This window comes from Kurthia massiliensis, assembly GCF_000285555.1.
Taxonomy (GTDB): Bacteria; Bacillota; Bacilli; order Bacillales_A; family Planococcaceae; genus Kurthia; species Kurthia massiliensis.
Window position 1 is genome coordinate 12,948 of sequence record NZ_HE611005.1, and the last position, 20,093, is coordinate 33,040.

General features: G+C 40.7%; 19 protein-coding genes. 9 read left to right on the forward strand and 10 right to left on the reverse strand.

Features of this window, described 5'->3' with window-relative positions; all coding sequences use genetic code 11:
- Nucleotides 1-2: 2 nt before the first annotated feature.
- The 4 genes from KMHG_RS15655 to KMHG_RS15670 all read right to left on the reverse strand — a co-directional run bounded on the left by KMHG_RS15655 (nt 3) and on the right by KMHG_RS15670 (nt 4,396).
- Nucleotides 3-1,394: a glycosyltransferase family 2 protein gene (locus KMHG_RS15655; protein ID WP_315969406.1), complete on the reverse strand. Its 1,392-nt coding sequence runs from the start codon at nt 1,392-1,394 to the stop codon at nt 3-5.
- Complete coding sequence (locus KMHG_RS15660) at nt 1,378-2,424, reverse strand: HEAT repeat domain-containing protein (protein ID WP_010290956.1); 1,047 nt, start codon at nt 2,422-2,424, stop codon at nt 1,378-1,380. The genes KMHG_RS15655 and KMHG_RS15660 overlap by 17 nt, the downstream gene beginning before the upstream one ends.
- A 1-nt stretch (nt 2,425) precedes the next feature.
- A complete protein-coding gene (locus KMHG_RS15665) occupies nt 2,426-3,238 on the reverse strand; it encodes a response regulator (RefSeq protein ID WP_010290957.1) in 813 nt (270 codons plus the stop codon).
- A gap of 90 nt (nt 3,239-3,328) precedes the next feature.
- Nucleotides 3,329-4,396, reverse strand: coding sequence for a nitric oxide synthase oxygenase (locus tag KMHG_RS15670; RefSeq protein ID WP_010290958.1), 1,068 nt, complete (start codon nt 4,394-4,396; stop codon nt 3,329-3,331).
- 396 nt (nt 4,397-4,792) lie between these two features.
- Between KMHG_RS15670 and KMHG_RS15675 the strand changes: the two genes are divergently transcribed.
- Complete coding sequence (locus KMHG_RS15675; RefSeq protein ID WP_010290959.1) at nt 4,793-6,280, forward strand: catalase; 1,488 nt, start codon at nt 4,793-4,795, stop codon at nt 6,278-6,280.
- 113 nt (nt 6,281-6,393) lie between these two features.
- On the opposite strand, the gene KMHG_RS19715 is transcribed toward KMHG_RS15675, so the two are convergent.
- The 3 genes from KMHG_RS19715 to KMHG_RS15690 all read right to left on the reverse strand — a co-directional run bounded on the left by KMHG_RS19715 (nt 6,394) and on the right by KMHG_RS15690 (nt 8,073).
- Complete coding sequence (locus KMHG_RS19715) at nt 6,394-6,519, reverse strand: hypothetical protein (RefSeq protein ID WP_261797386.1); 126 nt, start codon at nt 6,517-6,519, stop codon at nt 6,394-6,396.
- 61 nt (nt 6,520-6,580) lie between these two features.
- On the reverse strand, nt 6,581-7,513 hold the full coding sequence (locus KMHG_RS15685; RefSeq protein WP_010290960.1) for an AEC family transporter: 933 nt from the start codon (nt 7,511-7,513) through the stop codon (nt 6,581-6,583).
- Nucleotides 7,514-7,626: 113 nt separating this feature from the next.
- Nucleotides 7,627-8,073, reverse strand: a complete 447-nt coding sequence (locus KMHG_RS15690; RefSeq protein WP_026022144.1) for a helix-turn-helix transcriptional regulator — start codon at nt 8,071-8,073, stop codon at nt 7,627-7,629.
- Nucleotides 8,074-8,678: 605 nt separating this feature from the next.
- Between KMHG_RS15690 and KMHG_RS15695 the strand changes: the two genes are divergently transcribed.
- The gene (locus tag KMHG_RS15695) at nt 8,679-9,005 is read left to right on the forward strand and encodes a heme oxygenase (RefSeq protein ID WP_010290962.1); all 327 of its coding nucleotides are present in this window, start codon (nt 8,679-8,681) and stop codon (nt 9,003-9,005) included.
- 96 nt (nt 9,006-9,101) lie between these two features.
- Nucleotides 9,102-10,253, forward strand: coding sequence for an acyl-CoA dehydrogenase family protein (locus tag KMHG_RS15700; protein ID WP_010290964.1), 1,152 nt, complete (start codon nt 9,102-9,104; stop codon nt 10,251-10,253).
- 144 nt (nt 10,254-10,397) lie between these two features.
- On the opposite strand, the gene KMHG_RS18530 is transcribed toward KMHG_RS15700, so the two are convergent.
- Complete coding sequence (locus KMHG_RS18530; RefSeq protein WP_010290965.1) at nt 10,398-11,276, reverse strand: C40 family peptidase; 879 nt, start codon at nt 11,274-11,276, stop codon at nt 10,398-10,400.
- Between the two features lie 221 nt (nt 11,277-11,497).
- Between KMHG_RS18530 and KMHG_RS15710 the strand changes: the two genes are divergently transcribed.
- Nucleotides 11,498-12,697 (forward strand): class I SAM-dependent rRNA methyltransferase, encoded by a 1,200-nt coding sequence (locus tag KMHG_RS15710; protein WP_010290967.1) that lies wholly within the window; start codon nt 11,498-11,500, stop codon nt 12,695-12,697.
- Nucleotides 12,698-12,736: 39 nt separating this feature from the next.
- On the opposite strand, the gene KMHG_RS15715 is transcribed toward KMHG_RS15710, so the two are convergent.
- Nucleotides 12,737-14,572, reverse strand: a complete 1,836-nt coding sequence (locus KMHG_RS15715; RefSeq protein WP_010290968.1) for a S8 family serine peptidase — start codon at nt 14,570-14,572, stop codon at nt 12,737-12,739.
- Nucleotides 14,573-14,806: 234 nt separating this feature from the next.
- Between KMHG_RS15715 and KMHG_RS15720 the strand changes: the two genes are divergently transcribed.
- Nucleotides 14,807-15,280 carry a hypothetical protein gene (locus KMHG_RS15720; protein WP_010290969.1) on the forward strand — a complete coding sequence of 158 codons (474 nt, stop codon included), beginning with the start codon at nt 14,807-14,809 and terminating at the stop codon, nt 15,278-15,280.
- Nucleotides 15,281-15,317: 37 nt separating this feature from the next.
- Here KMHG_RS15720 and KMHG_RS15725 read toward each other — a convergent pair whose 3' ends face one another.
- Nucleotides 15,318-15,932, reverse strand: coding sequence for a PH domain-containing protein (locus KMHG_RS15725; protein ID WP_010290970.1), 615 nt, complete (start codon nt 15,930-15,932; stop codon nt 15,318-15,320).
- Nucleotides 15,933-16,038: 106 nt separating this feature from the next.
- Here KMHG_RS15725 and KMHG_RS15730 point away from each other — a divergent pair, with 106 nt between their 5' ends.
- The 4 genes from KMHG_RS15730 to KMHG_RS15745 all read left to right on the forward strand — a co-directional run bounded on the left by KMHG_RS15730 (nt 16,039) and on the right by KMHG_RS15745 (nt 20,059).
- Nucleotides 16,039-16,740, forward strand: coding sequence for a response regulator transcription factor (locus KMHG_RS15730; protein ID WP_010290971.1), 702 nt, complete (start codon nt 16,039-16,041; stop codon nt 16,738-16,740).
- 4 nt (nt 16,741-16,744) lie between these two features.
- On the forward strand, nt 16,745-18,160 hold the full coding sequence (locus tag KMHG_RS15735; RefSeq protein WP_010290972.1) for a sensor histidine kinase: 1,416 nt from the start codon (nt 16,745-16,747) through the stop codon (nt 18,158-18,160).
- Between the two features lie 208 nt (nt 18,161-18,368).
- Nucleotides 18,369-18,731 carry a P-II family nitrogen regulator gene (locus KMHG_RS15740; protein ID WP_010290973.1) on the forward strand — a complete coding sequence of 121 codons (363 nt, stop codon included), beginning with the start codon at nt 18,369-18,371 and terminating at the stop codon, nt 18,729-18,731.
- Between the two features lie 2 nt (nt 18,732-18,733).
- Entirely contained in the window at nt 18,734-20,059 is a 1,326-nt protein-coding gene (locus tag KMHG_RS15745) for an ammonium transporter (RefSeq protein ID WP_010290974.1), read from the forward strand.
- Nucleotides 20,060-20,093: the final 34 nt, after the last annotated feature.

The following is a 20,093-nucleotide window of genomic DNA, read 5'->3' on the forward strand; positions in this document are numbered from 1 at the left end:
CCTTATAACCCTTTTCGTTTCATTTCGCCCCAGCTACTTTTACCGCGCATGTAGTTCCATAACCCAACGAGGCGGAACCATAATGTCAGCGGCTTGTACCAAAAGATTTCCGTCATCGCGAGTACGAACAAACGCAAAATATCTTTCGGTGACAAGTAACGTTTCATAATCCATGCTTCCATAATGACCGAGAACATCGAGAACAGTGCGCCATTAATAACAAATAGCAGCAACAGTAATACGGCGAACTCTAAATAAATGCCCCCTGTGAAAAAGGCATACAGTAAATAAATATAGCCACCGAACTCAATGATTGGGCCTAAACATTCAATGAATAAAAAGTAAGGGAACGTAATGTAGGCGATGCTGCCATAGCGAGGGTTTAAAAAGATTGCTTTATTGCGCCATAAACTTTCGATTAAGCCTTGATGCCAACGACTACGCTGACGTTTTAATTGACTGAATGACTCTGGTGCCTCCGTCCAACAAATAGGGTGTGGCAAAAATTTAATTTTTTTCTGTTTTTGTTTCTTACGGATTAAGCGGTGTAAACGGACGACGAGCTCCATATCTTCACCGATCGTATCTCGTAAGTACCCACCAACTTCTATCACTTCTTTTTTCGAGAAAATACTGAAGGCACCTGAAATAATAAACACCATATTAAAACGGCTAAACGTAATACGCCCCATTAAAAACGCACGAAAATATTCGATCACTTGCATCATGACAAGTGGTCGATTCGATAAACCGTATTTCATGAGCGTGCCCATTTGAATATCGGAACCATTCGCGATTTTCACGTTACCACCTGCTGCAATAACGTCAGGATCTTCAACGATTGGCGCCATTACTTGCGCAATCGAATTTTCCCCAAGAATACAGTCCCCATCGATGGAACAGAAATAGTCGTAGTTCGAAATGTTAATGCCACAGTTTAACGAATCTGCCTTCCCGCCATTTTCTTTGTCGACGAGTAAAATACGTGGATTAATGGTCGATACGTAAATGCCGCGCACATCTTTCGACGGCAAACTTTTCCGATACACTTTATGCACTTTTTTCATTTTGAACGACTCGATGGCAACTGCTAACGTATCGTCTTTCGAACCGTCGTTAATCATAATAATTTCGTACTCTGGATAGCGGCTACTTAGTAGCGACTGTACGGTGTTGACGATGTTGACACTTTCGTTATATGCCGGTACTAAAATCGATACCGGATGCATATAGTCGATGTTTTGCAACGTCTCGTCAACGCTTTCACGCGATAACTTCTTATCGTTATTTAACTCAATCAGCGCAAACACTAACATAACGACATAGGCGCCGATGACGATAATCATATAAATTAAAATCGTCGCTTGGAAAAACTCATTAATGTACTGCATCATTGACTAACTCCCCACTCATATACGCTTGAATCATTTCTGTCGTATAAAGGTCGTCTAATGACGCTAACATACGTCTGAAAATCGATTGATGATTGGCGTAATTCGTTAATGATTTGATTGCTTCTGCACGAACGTCGAACACTTTATCTTGCGCTAACGCATACATATAATCGTATGTCACTTCGATTGGATAATGCACCGCCATTTTTGAAAATAATCGGCGCTCAATCGGATCCTCAGATGTAAAGAGCGATTCAAATGTGCGAAGCGGCTCAGTCGTGCCAATCGTTGATAAAATGCGCACCGCTGCTAAGCGCACTTGGCGGTCTTCATGTTGCAACAAGGCGTGTACCGCTGTCGAACCGTCCTGTAATTGGCGACGATTCATCACTTTGAGCGCTGCGCGTAACCAACGTGTATCTTCGTGCATTTGATCGACGATTTGATAAATCATGTCATCACTTAAACATGACACAATCACTTCAATCTCACCGTCATGTAAACGTGCACGGTGCTGCATATAAAACGTTTCAATCGATGTTTCATCAAGCTTCGCGACGATTTTCAACGCCTCGACACGCTCGCGTTGACTAATCCGTTTTGACAGCAATGTTTTCACATCAGGTAAAAGCGACTTCATTTGGAAACTGAAAATGCGATAAAGCACGTTCAATCGTTTCGGTGTGCTATAGCTGCGAAGTAGTTTACGGTACGTCGATGCATATTGCGCTTCGGCATATCGTTGAATGCGCGTGAAAATTGCCGCATCTTGCACGTATGCGACATAACTTTCGAGGGTGTAGGTAATGGCTTGGCACTTTTCATCGTGTTGGAACGTTAATGGCCTCGTGTCATCTCCTGCAATAAAATACGCGTAGCAGTCGTCGTTATATTGCTTCATATAGTGATCGATGCGCTGTAACTTTTGCTGATAGCGGTGTGCATCGAACATCATATAAACCGCTAATATAACTAAAAATAAAAACAGAAAGAGAACGCCATATGAAAGCCAAACGATTGACTGACTCATATTACCCTCTCCTTTTCAGTTTTTGTTTAATTTGCGAACAAAGTACAGCTAAATGGAACGGACGAACGATATAAGCATCGACGCCGACTTCATACGCTGTCATTTGATCTTCCGCTGCAAGCAATCGAGAAATTAAGAAAATCGTAAATTTCCGATCGTTCGGCAATGCACGTAGCTCGCTCGTCACTTGCAAACCGTTTTTACGCGGTAGCTGCATATTTAAAATGACGATATGCGGATGATACGATTTATGCCAATCAGATGACATAAACGCTTCGCCGTCTTCAAACGTTTCAAGCAAAATATCGGTGTTTTCCACTTCGATTGCTTGAATCGCCGTCTTTAACATATTACGCGCCACTTCATTTGCTTCGACGATACTAATTTTTTGCGTAATGCGTGGGCGTTTTTTGTAGCGGTCTGACGTACGTACATAAGGCGGTTCTGGATTTTCAACGAGGCGGACAATTTCATCTGCTACGGTGTCTGTCTCGTCGTCGATGTTATTCATTTCACAAATACCCGCACACCATGTAAGCGTCGGGTACGCTTGTTTCAATCTCTTGACATAATAATGGGCTTCTTTTTCAGTCGTTTCATATAAAAATACGCCGACAACGTCGTTCGTTAATCGAAAATAAACGTTATCTGCACGCGACGTTTCTAATAACATTTGCTCAATAGCCATTTTGTCTGTTGATGCTAATGGCTTCATCGCAATAAATGTCGCACGCATTTTACCGCGGTTAATTTGCATTTTTATGAACGAAAAAAACTTTTCCATATCAGCCGATTGTAAAATTTGCTGATCCATGTTGGGTTATCACTCCTAATTCCTAAAGACTACACCTTTATGTACCCTATTTTTCTTATATTAAAGTGATGAATTGGAACTATTTGTGTGTTATAACTTTTCACCACCATTATTGGTTGAATAAGCTGTTTCCTGATACTTATAGTAGGGCTCGCGTTTTGTATTCTGAAGGGGCCGATGATAGATATGTGTCGTTGCAGGTGACAATGGAGGTACGAGCCACACCCAATTCCCTGTTACTTCGCGATTTTCTCGCTGTTCCTGGCGTTGAAACAATGAAAATTGCTCCGCTGCGGTATGATGGTCGACAATAGACACTCCTTGCCGTTTGTAGGCGTATAGCACTGCACGATTTAGCTCTACTAATGCATAATCTTTCCATAGCGACGCATTCGTTGACGTATCTAAGCCCATTTTTTTAGCGATTATCGGTAACATATTGTAACGATCTTGATCTGCTAAATTGCGCGCACCAATTTCTGTTCCCATATACCAGCCGTTGAACGGTACCGACACGAAATCGATACCACCGATATTGACGCGCATGTCCGAAATCATCGGCACAGCGTACCATTTTAAGCCGAGCGTTTGAAACCAATCGAATGTCGGATGCACGATGTCGACTTCTAAAATATGTGAAGACGGAATCGAGAACCATACAGGTGCTTCATCGTTTATTTGAATGACGAGTGGCAACACGTCAAAACGGCCACCTTTACCTTCCCACCCGAGTGCGATACATTGTTTTGTAAACACTACTGACGCTGGATCACCGACAATACCGTCTGCCGTTTCATACCCTGCATACCGAATGAGTTGATGATTCCAAATGCGAACGTTCGGTGCAAAAACAGAAATGGTCGACCGCACTTTACCACCGTTCGTAGCGTAATCGATATGTGCCAGCAATGCTTCGTATACTTGCTGCGCCGTCGTCAAATGTCGTTGGTCGAACGTTTTGAGCGACTTCCAAAAAAGACGCCCGATACATTTATTACTATTACGCCAGGCTAATTTAGCGCCGTAATCGATTTCTTCATATGTATAATCGATTATTCCTGTTTGCTCAAATTGTGCCAAACGTGATGCGACATAATCTGCTGGCAAATGATTTTCGGTGCTATATTGCGTTAAAAACTGCCGTGCTTGTTCAAACATGTTTCCCGTCTCCTTTTTCACCTCTATTGATTTACAATCATTGTCGCTCATTTATGTAAAAGAAAAAATATGTATTTCATATGCATGTACGAACATGGATATTTGCGAACTTCATTTGTATAGAAACAATCAAAAAATTATCAATTAATATATTGTTTCTTTATTTATTGAGAAATAATTGAACGTTAAAAAATATGCAGATTCGCTGTTAATTTCGAATAAAGAAGGGTATGTATAATTAGTTGTAGCAATTTAATGACAAAATGTTCCGATGGAAGTTTTGTCACTAAATAATCATTATTTCTTAATTAGAATTGTTATTATTTACTTTTAATTCTAATCTAATTCTGTTATAGTAATTGAAGAGATGATTATATTACATGGGAGGCAATATGAATGACGAATAATAATAAAGAAAAATTAACGACAATTACTGGTGCGCCAGTCGTATCACACGATAACTCTCAAACAGCGGGTCGCCGTGGTCCTATTCTTTTACAAGATGTATTTTTAATCGAAAAATTAGCAAACTTTAATCGTGAAGTTATTCCTGAGCGTCGTATGCATGCAAAAGGCTCTGGCGCGTTCGGTACGTTTACTGTAACGCATGATATTACACAATATACAAAAGCAAAAATTTTCTCAGAAGTCGGCAAGAAAACAGAAATGTTTGCTCGCTTCTCTACTGTAGCTGGTGAACGCGGTGCAGCTGATGCTGAACGTGATATCCGTGGTTTCGCATTAAAATTCTATACTGAAGAAGGTAACTGGGATATGGTTGGTAACAACACACCTGTATTCTTCTTCCGCGATCCATTACACTTCCCAGACTTAAACCACGTCGTTAAACGTGACCCTAAAACGAATATGCATAACGCTAATTCAAACTGGGATTTCTGGACAATGCTACCTGAAGCATTACACCAAGTAACAATCGTGATGTCTGACCGTGGTATTCCAAATGGCTACCGCCACATGCACGGTTTCGGTTCACACACGTACTCAATGATCAACGAAGCGGGCGAACGCGTTTACGTGAAATTCCACTTCCGTACACAACAAGGTATCGAAAACTTAACGAACGAAGAAGCTGCAGAAATTATCGGTAAAGACCGTGAATCTTCACAACGTGACTTATTCGAAGCAATTGAAAGAGGCGATTTCCCGAAATGGAAAATGTACATTCAAGTCATGACAGAAGAGCAAGCACGCAATCACAAAGACAACCCATTCGATTTAACTAAAGTTTGGTACAAATCTGAGTACCCATTGATCGAAGTTGGTGAGTTCGAGTTAAACCGTAACCCTGAAAACTACTTCGCAGACGTTGAGCAAGCTGCATTCGCACCTTCTAACGTCGTGCCAGGTATTTCATTCTCACCTGACCGAATGTTACAAGCACGTCTATTCGCTTACCAAGATGCAACACGTTACCGTTTAGGTGTGAACCATCACCAAATTCCAGTCAACGCACCGAAATGTCCATTCATGGTTTACCACCGTGACGGTCAAGGTCGTGCAGACGGCAACCGTGGTTCTGCGATTACTTACTATCCAAACAGCTACGGTGAATTACAGGGTCAACCACAATATAAAGATCCAGCGCTTCAACTTGATGGTCCTGCAGATATTTATGACTTCCGTGAAGATGATGATAACTACTTCGAGCAACCAGGTAAGTTATTCAATTTAATGAGCGACGAACAAAAACAATTATTATTCAACAACACAGCTGCAGAAATGAACGGCGTTGAAGACTTCATTAAAGAACGCCACATTATCCACTGCTACAAAGCTGATCCTGCTTACGGTGAAGGTGTTGCAAAAGCACTTGGCATGGACATCAAAAATATTGATGTAAACCGTGAAATCCAATACTTCTAAAAAACTGTTATCCGACAAATCATATCCAATATAAAAAATGCTAACGGCTCAGCCCCTTAGCGTTTTTTTGCATACTAAAAAGGTGATACGCACTCTACGTATCACCTTCTTCATTAACCTTTTTCGTTCAGTGCATAATAATTTTGATCTCGGTCATCATTCGATTCATGATCGTTCGGACCACAAGCCGCTAGCACGAACGAACATGCTGCCAAGACGAGCAATAACTTTTTCTTCATCGAACAATCCCCTTTCAGTCATTAGCATCATTGTATGATATCGGCATCGTTTCGACAACTATTAAACAGGATACAAAATACGTGATACGTAAATGACCATCGTTACCGTAATACAGCTAACAATCGTTGTAACGAGTACTGTTTGTGCTGCTAAATCTGGCTCCACATCATACTCTAATGCAAGAGATGCACTATTGCGCGACGTTGGAAAAGCACTTGCCATTAGTAACGACTGTGCAACGACGCCATCAAAGCGGAATACGTAAATGAACAACATCGCAACGAGTGGCCCTAAAAGAAGTCGGCCAATACAGCTTAAATAGAGCATTTTATTCAGTAACGTTTTCAGCTTAATTTTGGACAATTGCGCACCGAGCGTTAGCAATGCAATGGCGATAAAGGCTTCTGCTAAATGCGTCAACGGAATATCAATAAACATCGGTAGTGGAACGTCCAAAACGTTTAAAATAATTCCGAGTACGAGCGCATGTACAATGGGCAATTTGACGATATCTCGAATAATTGCAAATCCTGATTTAGACGTCGCAATTAAATTGTACAAACCGTACGTATACGTCGTTAAATTTTGAAAGACGATCGTAATAATTTGGATTGCTGTCCCGATTGGCTGCGTCGCAAACACCATTTGGCTTACCGGCAAGCCGTAGTTGCCTGAATTAATGAGCACGATACTGTTTTTAAACACTGCAGCAGGTGCCCCTTTTAAGCGCAACACTTTGACGAGTAAGTTACTAATTAACATGAGCGTTAAACTAAACGCGAATAAATAAACGATAATTTTGCCGAGCACAGCAGCTTGAATAGACGTTTCATAAATATTTAAAAACACCGCGGCAGGCATTAAACAAAACGTCACAAGACTTGATAAAGCTTTTACATTGAATTGAAATCGTTTTTGTAGCGCGCCACCGAGTACGAGTAATACTAAAATGGGCGCGACTACTTGGAAAAAAATCATACTTAAATAGTGCATCGTGTCACCTCAATTGTTATTATGCCCTTTTTTTCATTAAAAAAAAATCGAAATCGTGAACGAACGACTTCGATTGGTGAGCAAATATTTTCATTTGGAGACATGCACGTACGTTATTGAATTTTTTCATAATGTGCACGTGTTAGCGGCTCGTCAAAGCTACTGAACACATGAAAACCTTCTTTATCGACGATGCGATAATGGTTGCTTAATACATTTTGTTGTAAGCAATACGCCGCATTTTCTTCAAGCGTTTTCCACCAGACATTCGTGTTTTGCGTCGGCTTAGCAGGTCGTGTAATGCAATCATGCGCAGTCAGTTCAATTACTTCTAATGGGTCTCCACCCATTACATTTTGCAAAATCGTGCTGTCTCTAAATAATGCACATACTGTTACAGCCACATTCCAACCACAAGTGATTCGTTGTTTTTCAATTTGAACGAGCGTTTTCTTTGAAATTCCAACTAATTCTGCCATCTGATCTTGCGTATAACTGTTTTCTGTACGAACTAGCTTGATTTTTTCTGAAACAATTTGAATAATTTCTTCGCGATTCATCATTTCCACCTCTTCCTCTCATGTTACACATTTTTCAAGAAAATGAATAAAGAAAATCGATTTGCTCATAAAAAACACTTAAAAAATTGTCGATTTTGTTACCATTTTTAAACTAATTAGTAAATTAAAGTTATAGCTATTTCAAACTATGAAACTTTAAATTATCACAAGTACGCCGATTCTTATAGCCTATTTCCTTACGTTCTTGACGAGCTTTGTCCATATATGGTAAACGGCTTCTATTAACGTAAACATTGCATATATATATAAAATGTTCGTATTAAAAATGCTGATTTTTTATTGATGGAAATGTTTACCTGTTTTATAATAATGGCAGATTAGAATATTAGGAACTAGTCCCCCTATATTCTTATCCAGCGCTTTTTTTCGCGCTCGTTCTATCATTGTTTAGCAAAGTGCTATTCCCCAAGATAGCATACATATAGCTAATCGATATAGAACTCTCCTTAATATATGAAAGAACGCATTTCTTCCCCAATAAGAAATGCGTTTTTTGATCATAGATATAGCGTTATCTATCTATTGCATAAATCAACAAAATCATATACGCTCTTAGTGATAATATACTAAGGAGTGGATATTTTATGTTTATCGTATCAAATCGTATTAAAGTTAAAAAAGGCTTTGCAGAACGTATGGCACCAGCATTTACTGCTGATACTCGTTTAAAAGAATTCGATGGCTTCATCAAAACTGAAGTAGCAATCGCACGTGATTTCGAAGAGTACGACGAAATGAGCGTTAACATGTTCTGGGAAAACTTAGAAGGCTTTAAAGCTTGGCGTGAAAGCGATGCATTCAAAGCAGCACACAAACGTCCAGAAGCTAAAGAAGGCGAAGCGCCAAAAGAATCTCCAATGCTTGGTAGTGAAATCGTTATTTCTGAAATCGTTTCTTCAACTGAAGCTTAATGATTTTAAAAAAACACCTTTCTGAAAACAGAAAGGTGTTTTTTTATTTCTGTTAACGGTATCATAAACGTATACACAAAGAGGGAGGCAATCATTTTGACATTAACACCATTTATTCAATCGACTGAACAACGCAATATGATCGCACAACTACATACATTGAAAGAAGTCATTCAAACACGTGGTGCAGAAGCCGACCGTACGAACGGTTTCCCAGCAGACAACTTTGAAGACTTACTCGACATTGGTTACAACACATTAACGTTACCGAAAGCTTACGGGGGTAAAGGTTTCGGCATTTACGATATGTTGTTATGCCAAGAAACCCTTGCAAGCTTCGATGCCGCAACAGCATTGTCAATCGGCTGGCATTTAGGTATCGTCGGCGACTTATACGACCAAAAATTTTGGGATGAAGACACGTTACAGACGTTCGCAACAAAAATAACCGATGAACGTGCGCTGACGAATCGGTTATTAAGTGAAGCGATTACTGGTAGTCCAACACGTGGCGGACGTCCCGGCACACAAGCGGTCTTTTTAGACGGTAAATGGCATGTGAAAGGTCGTAAAAGTTTCGCTTCCCTTTCTTATGCGACGACGCATTATATTACATCGGCTTGGATTGAAGACAAGCAAGCGATCGGTTACTTCATCATTCCTCACGCAACGGCTGGCGTTTCAATTGAAGAAACGTGGGATATGCTCGGCATGCGTGGTACAGCGAGTCACGACGTATTATTCGATGTGGAACTACCAGAAGAAGCATTCGTCGAATGGTTAGCGGCACCGCGTACGAAAGCGAACGGTTGGATGCTACATATCCCTGCTGTTTATTTAGGTATTGCCCAAGCAGCACGTGATTATGCACTGCAATTTGCCCGCACATATCAACCGAACAGCTTGCCACACCCAATTGGGGAGCTACCACATATTCAAGACAAAATTGGTCAAATCGAATTGAAATTAAAAACGTCACGTCACTTCTTATATGACGTCGCCGCAAAATTTGAAAAGCCTGAAACGCGTGATGACATGACGCTTGAACTCGGTGCGGCGAAACATATCGTCGTTAACAATGCGCTAGACATTGTTGACCTTGCGATGCGTATCGTCGGCGCTCAAAGTTTAAAAGCGGATTCTCCACTAAATCGTTATTACCGCGACGTCCGCGCAGGACTATCTAATCCGCCAATGGACGATATGACGATTTCAAAATTAGCAAAAGCCGCGTTAGCGGAAGCATAAAAAAAGAGGCTGGGACGAAACATTTCATTTTCCTTTTTTAGCGTTCGCAACAAAAAACCGGAACCGCGCCAGAGCGCGATTCCGGTTTTTCTTATGCTCATTTGAGATGTTGTTTTTACACTTATGTCCCAGCCTCTTTTTTCATTAGCGGAATGTACCATAACCGACGATACGTTTATTCCAATAACCATCGTATAAATTAGAATATTTCACTTGTTGTCCTGCTGCGTGTAGTAATTTATCATTTCCTGCATACATCGCTACGTGCGATACGCCGCCACCTGACGTATTAAAGAATACGAGGTCACCTTTTTTCAAGCTTGATTTCGAAATTTTCTTCGCTGCGCTATATTGTGCCGCAGACGTACGTGGCAATGTTTTGCCTAATACGTTTTTGTAAACGTAGCTCACGAATCCTGAACAATCAAACCCAGACGGTGTTGAACCGCCCCAAACGTACGGTACGCCTAAAAACTTCGACCCGTAGCTCGTTAATTTGTCAAATGAACCTGATGACGTTTGTGATACGTAATTTTTTAAATTCGATTTCGGTGTCCAACCGTAACCGCTAATTTTCACCCATGTCTTACCGTTTACAGTACGTCCTTTAATCGCTGTCACTTTTTTCCCTTTTGCGAGTTTACCGAGGACTTTGTTGTGCCCGCCCGCTAGATTGTAATAGTTTTTCGCAGCTGTCGTTGTGAATGTTTTCTTATAATCGTATGCACTTGAAACTGTTAATTGTTTAAATTTCCCGCTGACGATCCAATGTTTTTGTCCGCCGTCGTGTGAAATTTTGTAATATGTACTACCTTTTTTCACGTCTTTTGCGAATAATTTAATTTTCGTATGTTTTCCCATTCGTCCAACTTTCGTGCCGCCTGCTTTGTTATAAAGGCTTTTCGTAGCAGTCGTCACGTATGTACCTGAAACTTTTGTTGTGGCACTTGCTTGTAAGTCGATGCTCGAGAGTGTCCCTAATGCTGTTGCTACTGTCATTGTCGTTAGTAATGTTTTTTTCAAAATGTTCTCCCTTAAAATTGTATTTTTTTATGTTTTTTATTTAAAATTATTCTTTTTTTGTTATCTCTAAAAACAATTCTAGGTGATAATGACTCCTCACTCAACGACAGGACGATTACATCTTTATGAAGAAATATGACATAACTATATATTCTGTAACATCGCTTTATTAATTGAAACATGAGATAATAAAAAAAACTTTTATATTAAGGATGACTTGAATGCGAGAAACTATTACATTACGCGTTGACCCTGAATACGCGGCAGATTTAAAGAAGGGCTATCCCCTTGTATTAAAAAAAGCGATTTCAGAAGAGCAACAACATAGCTTAGAAGAAGGCGACTTCATCGAATTAATCGATATTCACAATCGTTTTATCGGTCGCGGTTACCACGGCCACCAAAATAAAGGGATTGGTTGGATTTTAACGACTCGTCAACATGAAGATATTGACCAAGCATTCTTCACGAAAAAAATTAGCAAAGCAATTGGCTTACGCCAAGATTTCTACAACGATGATGATACGACTGCTTTCCGTGTATTTAACGGTGAAGGCGACGGCATCGGCGGTTTAACAATCGATTACTTTGATGGCTATTACATGATGAGCTGGTACAGCAACGGCATCTACTCATTCCGCGAATTCGTTATTAATGCATTAAAAGAAGTAACAGACTTCAAAGCATTATATGAGAAAAAACGTTTTGATACGAAAGGTATGTATATCGATCAAGATGATTTCGTAGAAGGTACACCTGGTGATTTCCCACTTATTATTAAAGAAAATGGCATGAACTACGCAATCGATTTAAACGACGGTGCGATGACGGGTATTTTCTTAGATCAACGCGACGTTCGTCGTACAATTCGCGACAAATACGCAGCAGGTACGAATATGTTAAACACATTCTCTTACACTGGTGCATTCTCTGTAGCAGCTGCGCTAGGTGGCGCTGACAAAACGACGAGTGTAGACCTTGCGTCTCGTAGCCTTGCGAAAACGATTGAACAATTTGCAATTAACGGTATCGACTTCGAAGCACAAGATATTAAAGTAATGGACGTCTTCCACTACTTCAAATATGCGGCACGTCACGAACTTAAATTTGACCTTGTCGTATTAGATCCACCAAGCTTCGCACGTACGAAAAAAATGACGTTCTCTACAGCGAAAGATTATCCGAAATTACTAGCAGATGCGATTGCAATTACGGAGAAAAACGGTATTATCGTAGCGTCTACAAACAATGCAAGCTTCGGTATGAAAAAATTCAAAACGTTTATCGATAAAGCATTTAAAGATACGAAAACGAAATACAAAATCGTTGAACAATTCGGTTTACCACGCGACTTCCGTTCTACACGTGAATTTGCAGAGTTCAACTACTTAAAAGTTGTATTCATTCAAAAGTTATCTTAATCACACAAAAAGAGCTGTGCGAATTGCACAGCTCTTTTTTTATACGTCAAAATACATAATCATATGTTTTTCCAACGTTTTATTAGCCGTCGTTTTCACACGATCGCGTTTTAATACGAAAGCGTAACGACCAGATTTTGCATCTTTCGGCAGTTTTAAACGTAACGTTTTACCGTTTACTTTTTTCACTTTATAACCTTTTACTTTTTGACCGCTTCGTTTTAATTGATAACTAGACGATGCGACTGGGCGAATGCCTTTTTTAAATGTCAGGTCACTATATTTCTTCGCTTTCATACGCGTTAAATTCGTCGTCTTCACGAACGTCGTTTTCGGCGTATGTTTCGATAAGACGACCGCTGTACGTTTTTTCGCCGCTGTATGAAGTTGTTGACGGCTTTGCGCATTTAACGCGTCACTAATACTGTAGAGCGTCGCATAATCATTTCGGATATCAATCGTCATCAATCTGTCTAAAAGCGCTGTGACCGTCTTCGAATGGTCATCAACGTATTGCGCAGAAGCGCTTTTTTTCGCCGTTTTCACACGAATCGTTTTGAACTTACCTTTCTTCCCTGCCGTACTTATTGCACGAACCGCAATTTTATACGTCGTATTCGCTTTTAACTTACTTAACTTATACGTTTTCGCTTTCGTCGTCGCAACGCGTTTGTCGTTAACGTAAATGTCGTATTTTTCAACAGGTACGGTCGCAGCTTTCGGCATTTGATATTGGAATTGAATCGTTGAAGTCGATACTGCTTTCTTTTTCAACTTACTCACCGTTGTAGGCGCTTGTAACGTATAACTAATGGCGCCGTAGCCAAACTGTTGGTCACGTCCTGCTTCACCTAAGTCTGTCGCATAATTACGCGCATAGTCACGTAGTTTCACTGCTGACCACGATGGATATTGTTGTTTTAATGAACTCAATAGCGCTGTTACGTGTGGCGAAGCGAACGATGTGCCACTATAAAATTTGCCATCTAAACCGCTTATTTTCTCCCCTGGTGCGACAAATTCTAGTGCCTCTCCAGTATTTGAAAATGATGCGCGTTTATTTTTCGCATTAATCGCTCCGACGGCAATTACTTCATCGTAAGCCGCTGGGTACGTAATCGCCTTTTTGCCACCGTTATTTCCAGCGGCTGCTACGACTAATACGCCTTTTTTATAAGCGGTTTTCACCGCTTCGTGTAAGAGTGGAAAATCTTTTGACGTACCTAGAGATAGATTTAAAATGTCGACGTCCTTTTCTAACGCCGTATTAATGCCTTCTAAAAATGTCGATACGTCCGACGTATTTTGTTTATCGAAAATTTTAATGCTATAGACGTGACTATTCGGAACGAGTCCTGGCGATGCTTCATTTGTTGATGCCAGTACAGTTGCAACCATCGTGCCATGCATATTAACATCTTGATCTGCTGGAGCATCGACGAGCGATAGTCGTTCAATCGATTCGAGCCCATCTTCGTTTAACACACCGGTATCAAGCATCCCAATTTTGACACCGTCTCCTAAGTACGTTTTTTCCGGTTGATGCATCATCGCAACGTGCCACGGTACATTTAATGACTGAACCGTTGTCATCGTCGGTGTATCAAGCGGTTGTAATGCAATATTTTCAGTTTCAACGTCTTTAATATGTACGTTTTTTGCTAATTGCGTAAGCGTCTCGTTGTCAAACGTGCCGACGACGACTTTCAACTGCTCATAATGTGCTGATATGTGTATATGTTGTTGTTCAATAATCGCTAATCCTTGTTCATCTTTATACATGATGATTGCCTGCTGTTTCGCTGAAGCGTGCAGTGTCACGATACAACATATCACGATTGTGATACACGCGACACTCCATTGATATAATTTCATAGTTCCCACCATTTCATATTCATTCATTCTACTATAACGTATAATGGCCCGCTTATTGAATGGTCCATTGTACGCGAAAAACTACTAACGATTGGGATTTCGTTTCGTACTTTTGAAAAAACATAGTTCCGATTTCTAAATGTGCATTGTATGATAGACTAGTCTATAATAAACGATAATCGTTTCATCACTTCAACTGAATGTGTCATATTTACATAGAGAAGGGATTTTACATTGAAAAATAAAAACTTTAAAATTCGCCTCAGCGGCTGGTCAGCGCTTCTCGTCTTTTGCTGTATTATTGCGCTAGGGATTGGCGCAGGTGTGTTTATACCATTATTTATTATGTTCGGGCTTTATAACATCTTAGCTAAATTTGATTACGCGCATATCGACTTATTCGAATCATTTTGGCACGATGTGTTCTATTTCGGTGGGTTTACGTTACTATTATGTATTTTAATATTCACCATTGATTTCATGACATTATTTTTACTCGCCGCCTTTAAAATTCAATTAACGACGTTCGTCGATTTATTGAGCATCGTCATTCAAATGTTCGTTGCGATGTTTTTATTCAATAAATTTTTACTACCTTGCTTCAATCGCGTATCGATTGAGACGCCAGGTGTATGGATTTTATTCGCGCTACTATATTGTATTATCGCTGTGTTTAGCTACGAGAAAAAAACGCCAGCTGCACAGTAAAAGGGAAACCGCGTCCGACGCGATTTCCCTTTTTTTATTAGCGATTAATATACAGTTCGTAAACGTCGCCGTAATCAGCACGTTTATAATCTTTTTTATGTTCGTTTAACCAGCTATTCGCAAAGCGTGTAATTTGCTCAAATGATTGTGCAGGTGTAATCGCTTCACTACCGCTGCGTCCTACTGCAGTCGCTGCTAAATTTAAACTTTGTTGTGCATACTCCATTTTAATATCGTTGTTATGCATAATCGTTGAAATTTCGTGAAGTGCTTTGTATAAGTCTTTAATTTCTGTATCGAATTTTTTATGAATGTCGATCGACGTTGGAATGCCCGCGACGGTAAATTTAATTTCAACATCTAAATCAATCGTGCCTGCTGTCTCTAGCGTCACATCTGAAAATACTGTCGTTTCATAATCGTAGCGACGAAGCGTACGTTTTTTACTCATCGCGCTCGTACCATCAACGTGAACGAGTGCTAAATTTGTGAAGCAATATTCGTCTGATTTCGTCTTAATTAAGAAATAAATTTTTTCGTTTTTCTCATGTTTAATAAAATCATCTGATTCTGTTTTATCGAAATCTTCCGGTGGCACAACAATCCCGATATCTGATAAACCGAATGCATCTGACGCCATTTTTTTAAACATATCAACACCCCTTTTTCTAATTATTAGTACTTACTGTATTTGATAGGAAAAGGTTTCATTTTTTCGAACACATTCTCTATACTGAATACAAAAAGGTGGGATTTATATGAATGAACGTACTGTATTGATCGTCGATGATGAAAAAGACATTGCGACGTTACTTGAACGCGTTTTACATAAAGAAGGCATTACGAGCACTGTCACCGCAGGAAGTGTTGCAGAAGGTTATGCACAGTTCGTTGCGCATACGCCGTCGATTATTTTACTCGACATTATGCTACCTGACGGTGAAGGCTACGATTTATGTAAAAAAATTCGCGAACAATCGAACGTGCCGATTTTATTTATGTCTGCAAAAGATGAAGAAGTCGATAAATTACTCGGTCTCGCAATCGGTGGCGACGACTACATTACAAAACCGTTTAGCCCGAAAGAAGTGGCGTACCGCGTCAAAGCGCATTTGCGCAGACTCGGTTACGAAGCAGCACCGGCAAAAAAACAAAACGAGTTACATGTCGGTCCATTTACGATGGATACTGCTGGAACAGCGCTGCGCAAACATGATGTACCTATTGAATTAACAGCGAAAGAAACCGGCCTTATGGCGATGTTTATGCAACACCCAAATCAAATTTTAAGTAAAGAAACGTTGTTTGAACGCGTATGGGGCGAGGCATTTTTCGGTTCAGACAACACGATGATGGTACATATTCGTCGCCTGCGTGAAAAAATTGAAGACGATCCTTCAAAACCTACCCATATCATCACCGTCAAAGGACTCGGTTATAAATTAATCGGAAAGGGTTGATTGCGTGCGTTGGAAAATTACCGGTCGATTTTTAACGTCAACGATTGCGATCGTCATTATCGTCTTAATCGTCAATACGGCGATTGCCATCGCCATGTTGTTACACGAATCGAAACAAGCAACGACGAACGACGTACCAGAAGATTTCACGCGACGCTTCGCCGACCGTTTAATCATTGAAAACGAAACCGTCAAGTTGTCAGCTAAGTCGAAACAAGCACTTGATGACCACGATAGCTTTTTACAAGTGCTCGATCAAAACGGGCGTGAAATTTACCATTATAAAACGCCAAAAGCGTTGCCAACGAAATATACACCGACGTTGCTCATTCAATATTACAAATATCAAGAATTGCCGAACACGACAATTTTTTTCGGTGATAAAGATAGCTATAGCTATTTAATTGGTATGAACAACTCGAACTACGACCGCTACGTTTTTACAGCAGATATGGAAACGATAGCGCTGAAAATCGGACGCTACCTATTAATTTTCTTACTCGCTGATATTTTAATTGCGCTCATTATCGGCATTTTCTTCGGCCATATTTTGACGAAACCACTGCACTATTTAATCGACGGTATTCATAAGTTACGCTCACGTCAGTTTAACGCGATGCCGATTCGAAAAGGTGTGTATAAGGAAGTGTTCGTCAATATGAACGCGCTCGCACGAACGTTAGAAGCGTACGAAGAGGCACAAAAACAACACGAGAAAATGCGCGATGAATGGATTAGCAACATTTCACACGATATGAAAACACCACTCGCCTCGATTCAAGGATACGCCGAGCTTATGCAGTACGCGGATTCCGTAGAAGAGGCAGCCGAATATAGCACGATTATCGAGTCAAAATCAAAATATATGCGGGAGCTACTCGATGATTTAAATTTAACGATGAAACTGCGTAACAACGCACTGCCACTACAATTAGCGTCGACAAATGTCGTTCATTTCACACGTGAAATCGTCATCGACGTATTAAACGATGAATTGTACGGCGAACGTGACGTGACGTTCGTTGCTACGATGGAAGCACTCGATGTCACACTCGATCAAAAATTAATGAAACGAGCGCTATTAAACTTTATTTACAACGCTTTTATTCATAACGATGACGACGTCTCAGTGACTGTAACGGTTGACACACGTTATCCACAGCACATCGATATCGCTGAAGAAGAAAAGTTATCCACAGCCCGTGTATGCATCGTTATTCAAGACAATGGACACGGTATTAAAGCGGACGAGCTCGAAAATATTTTTGAGCGTTACTACCGCGGTACGAATACGACAAATACGCGTGGTACAGGTCTCGGTACGGCCATTGCCCGCGATATTATCGAAGCACATGATGGACGCGTTCATTTACGTAGCACTGTAAATGTTGGCACGACGATTATCATTGCTTTACCTTAACGACAACCACTTTTGCGCGTGCGCGAAAGTGGTTTTTTTATTTTTCTTTTAGTAAACTCACTTCAAATACCATTTTTTAGCTCTTTTATGCGATATTCCTCCATCGAATGTTATTTTTCGATCATTTTCATCGACTATTGAGATTGGAGATTGTCAAAATGTGGACTATATTAAGTAAATAGAAAATTCAAAAAATAAGGTGAGCAGCATGAAAAAAATTGAAGCGATTATTCGACCAGAAAAATTAACCGATACACTAGAAGGCTTAAAACAAATTGGCGTTACAGGATTTACAGTGTCACAAGCAGTCGGACGTGGTAGACAAAAAGAAGTACAAGGTGTTTACCGCGGCGAAAATTATAAAGTAACGCTTCATCCGAAAGTAAAATTAGAAATTGTGCTGTCAGATTATATGGTGCAACAAACTGTTCAAACGATTATTACGTCGGCACAAACAGGTGAAGATGGCGACGGTAAAATTTACGTCTACCCTGTTCTCGAAGGATACAACATTAAAACAGGCGCAACAGATGTCAGCATCGACGATTTAGCGGACCAAAGGAGTGAGTAGCGATGGAACTTATTTTTTTAAATACGATTTGGGTCGTGATTGCCGCTGCGATGGTGCTCTTTATGGAAGGTGGCTTTTGTTTATTAGAAGCTGGTTTCATTCGCACGAAAAATGCGGTCAACGTCACGATGAAAATATTCGTCGATTTAACGATTGGCATTTTAGCATTTTGGATTATCGGTTTTGGCTTAATGTACGGCAAAGACGTCGTCGGCCTTTTCGGCATTAGTTTGTTCGGCAATCCACAACATATCGATTTATCGATTTCGTTACCGAGCGCAGCGTTCGTGTTATTTCAAATGGGCTTTGCGGTAGCGAGCGTGTCGATCGTTTCAGGCGCGGTGGCAGAGCGTATGACGTTTAAAGCATATATCGTGACGGTTGCGCTTATTTGCATGATTGCTTATCCGATGAGTGGTCACTGGGTCTGGAACGAACACGGTTGGCTTGCGCAGCTCGGCATGAAAGATTTTGCGGGGTCTGCGGCCATTCACGCACTCGGCGGTTGTATCGCTTTGGCAATAGCAAAGAAACTCGGCGCTCGAAAAGGACGTTACCATGCAGACGGTAGTACGACGGTCTTTGCACCGAGCAATATTCCACTCGCATCAGCTGGTGCATTTATTTTATGGTTCGGTTGGTTTGCTTTCAACGCTGGCAGTACGCTCGATGCATCGAACACGTCACTTGCTTCGATTGCGCTTAACACATTACTTGCGGGTGCAAGCGGTGGGGCTGCGGCAATGCTACTGGCGATGAAAAAATTCGGTAATGCCGATCCGAGCATGACGATTAACGGCGTGCTCGCAGGTCTCGTTGCTATTACAGCAAGCTGTGCATACGTATCACAATGGAGTGCAATTATTATCGGCCTTTGTAGCGGTATTATCGTCATTTACGCGATGCGTTTCATCGACCGTATGAAAGTAGATGATCCAGTTGGTGCTGTCGCTGTACACGCATTTAACGGTGTTTTTGGAACGATTGCTGTCGGATTATTCGACCGTACAGCCGGCTTGTTCACAACCGGACATCTGCACTTATTATTCGTTCAATTGTTAGGCGCTGTTGTCGTCGTCATTTGGGGACTATTAAGCGGCACAGCGATTGCGGAAATTTGTGCACATACCGTCGGACTACGCGCCACAGCACGCGAAGAAGAGGAAGGGCTCGATATGACGTATCATGGCATTCCTGCTTACAATGACTTAGAACTTTTAAATGATTTTTCAACGAACTTATACGACTTTGAACAAACGACGGGCATTACGGTCGCACCACCACGAACGACAAAGGCAGTGCCGAAAACACCGCTTCCATCTAAATAAAAAAGAAGCTATCCACAACGGGTAGCTTCTTTTT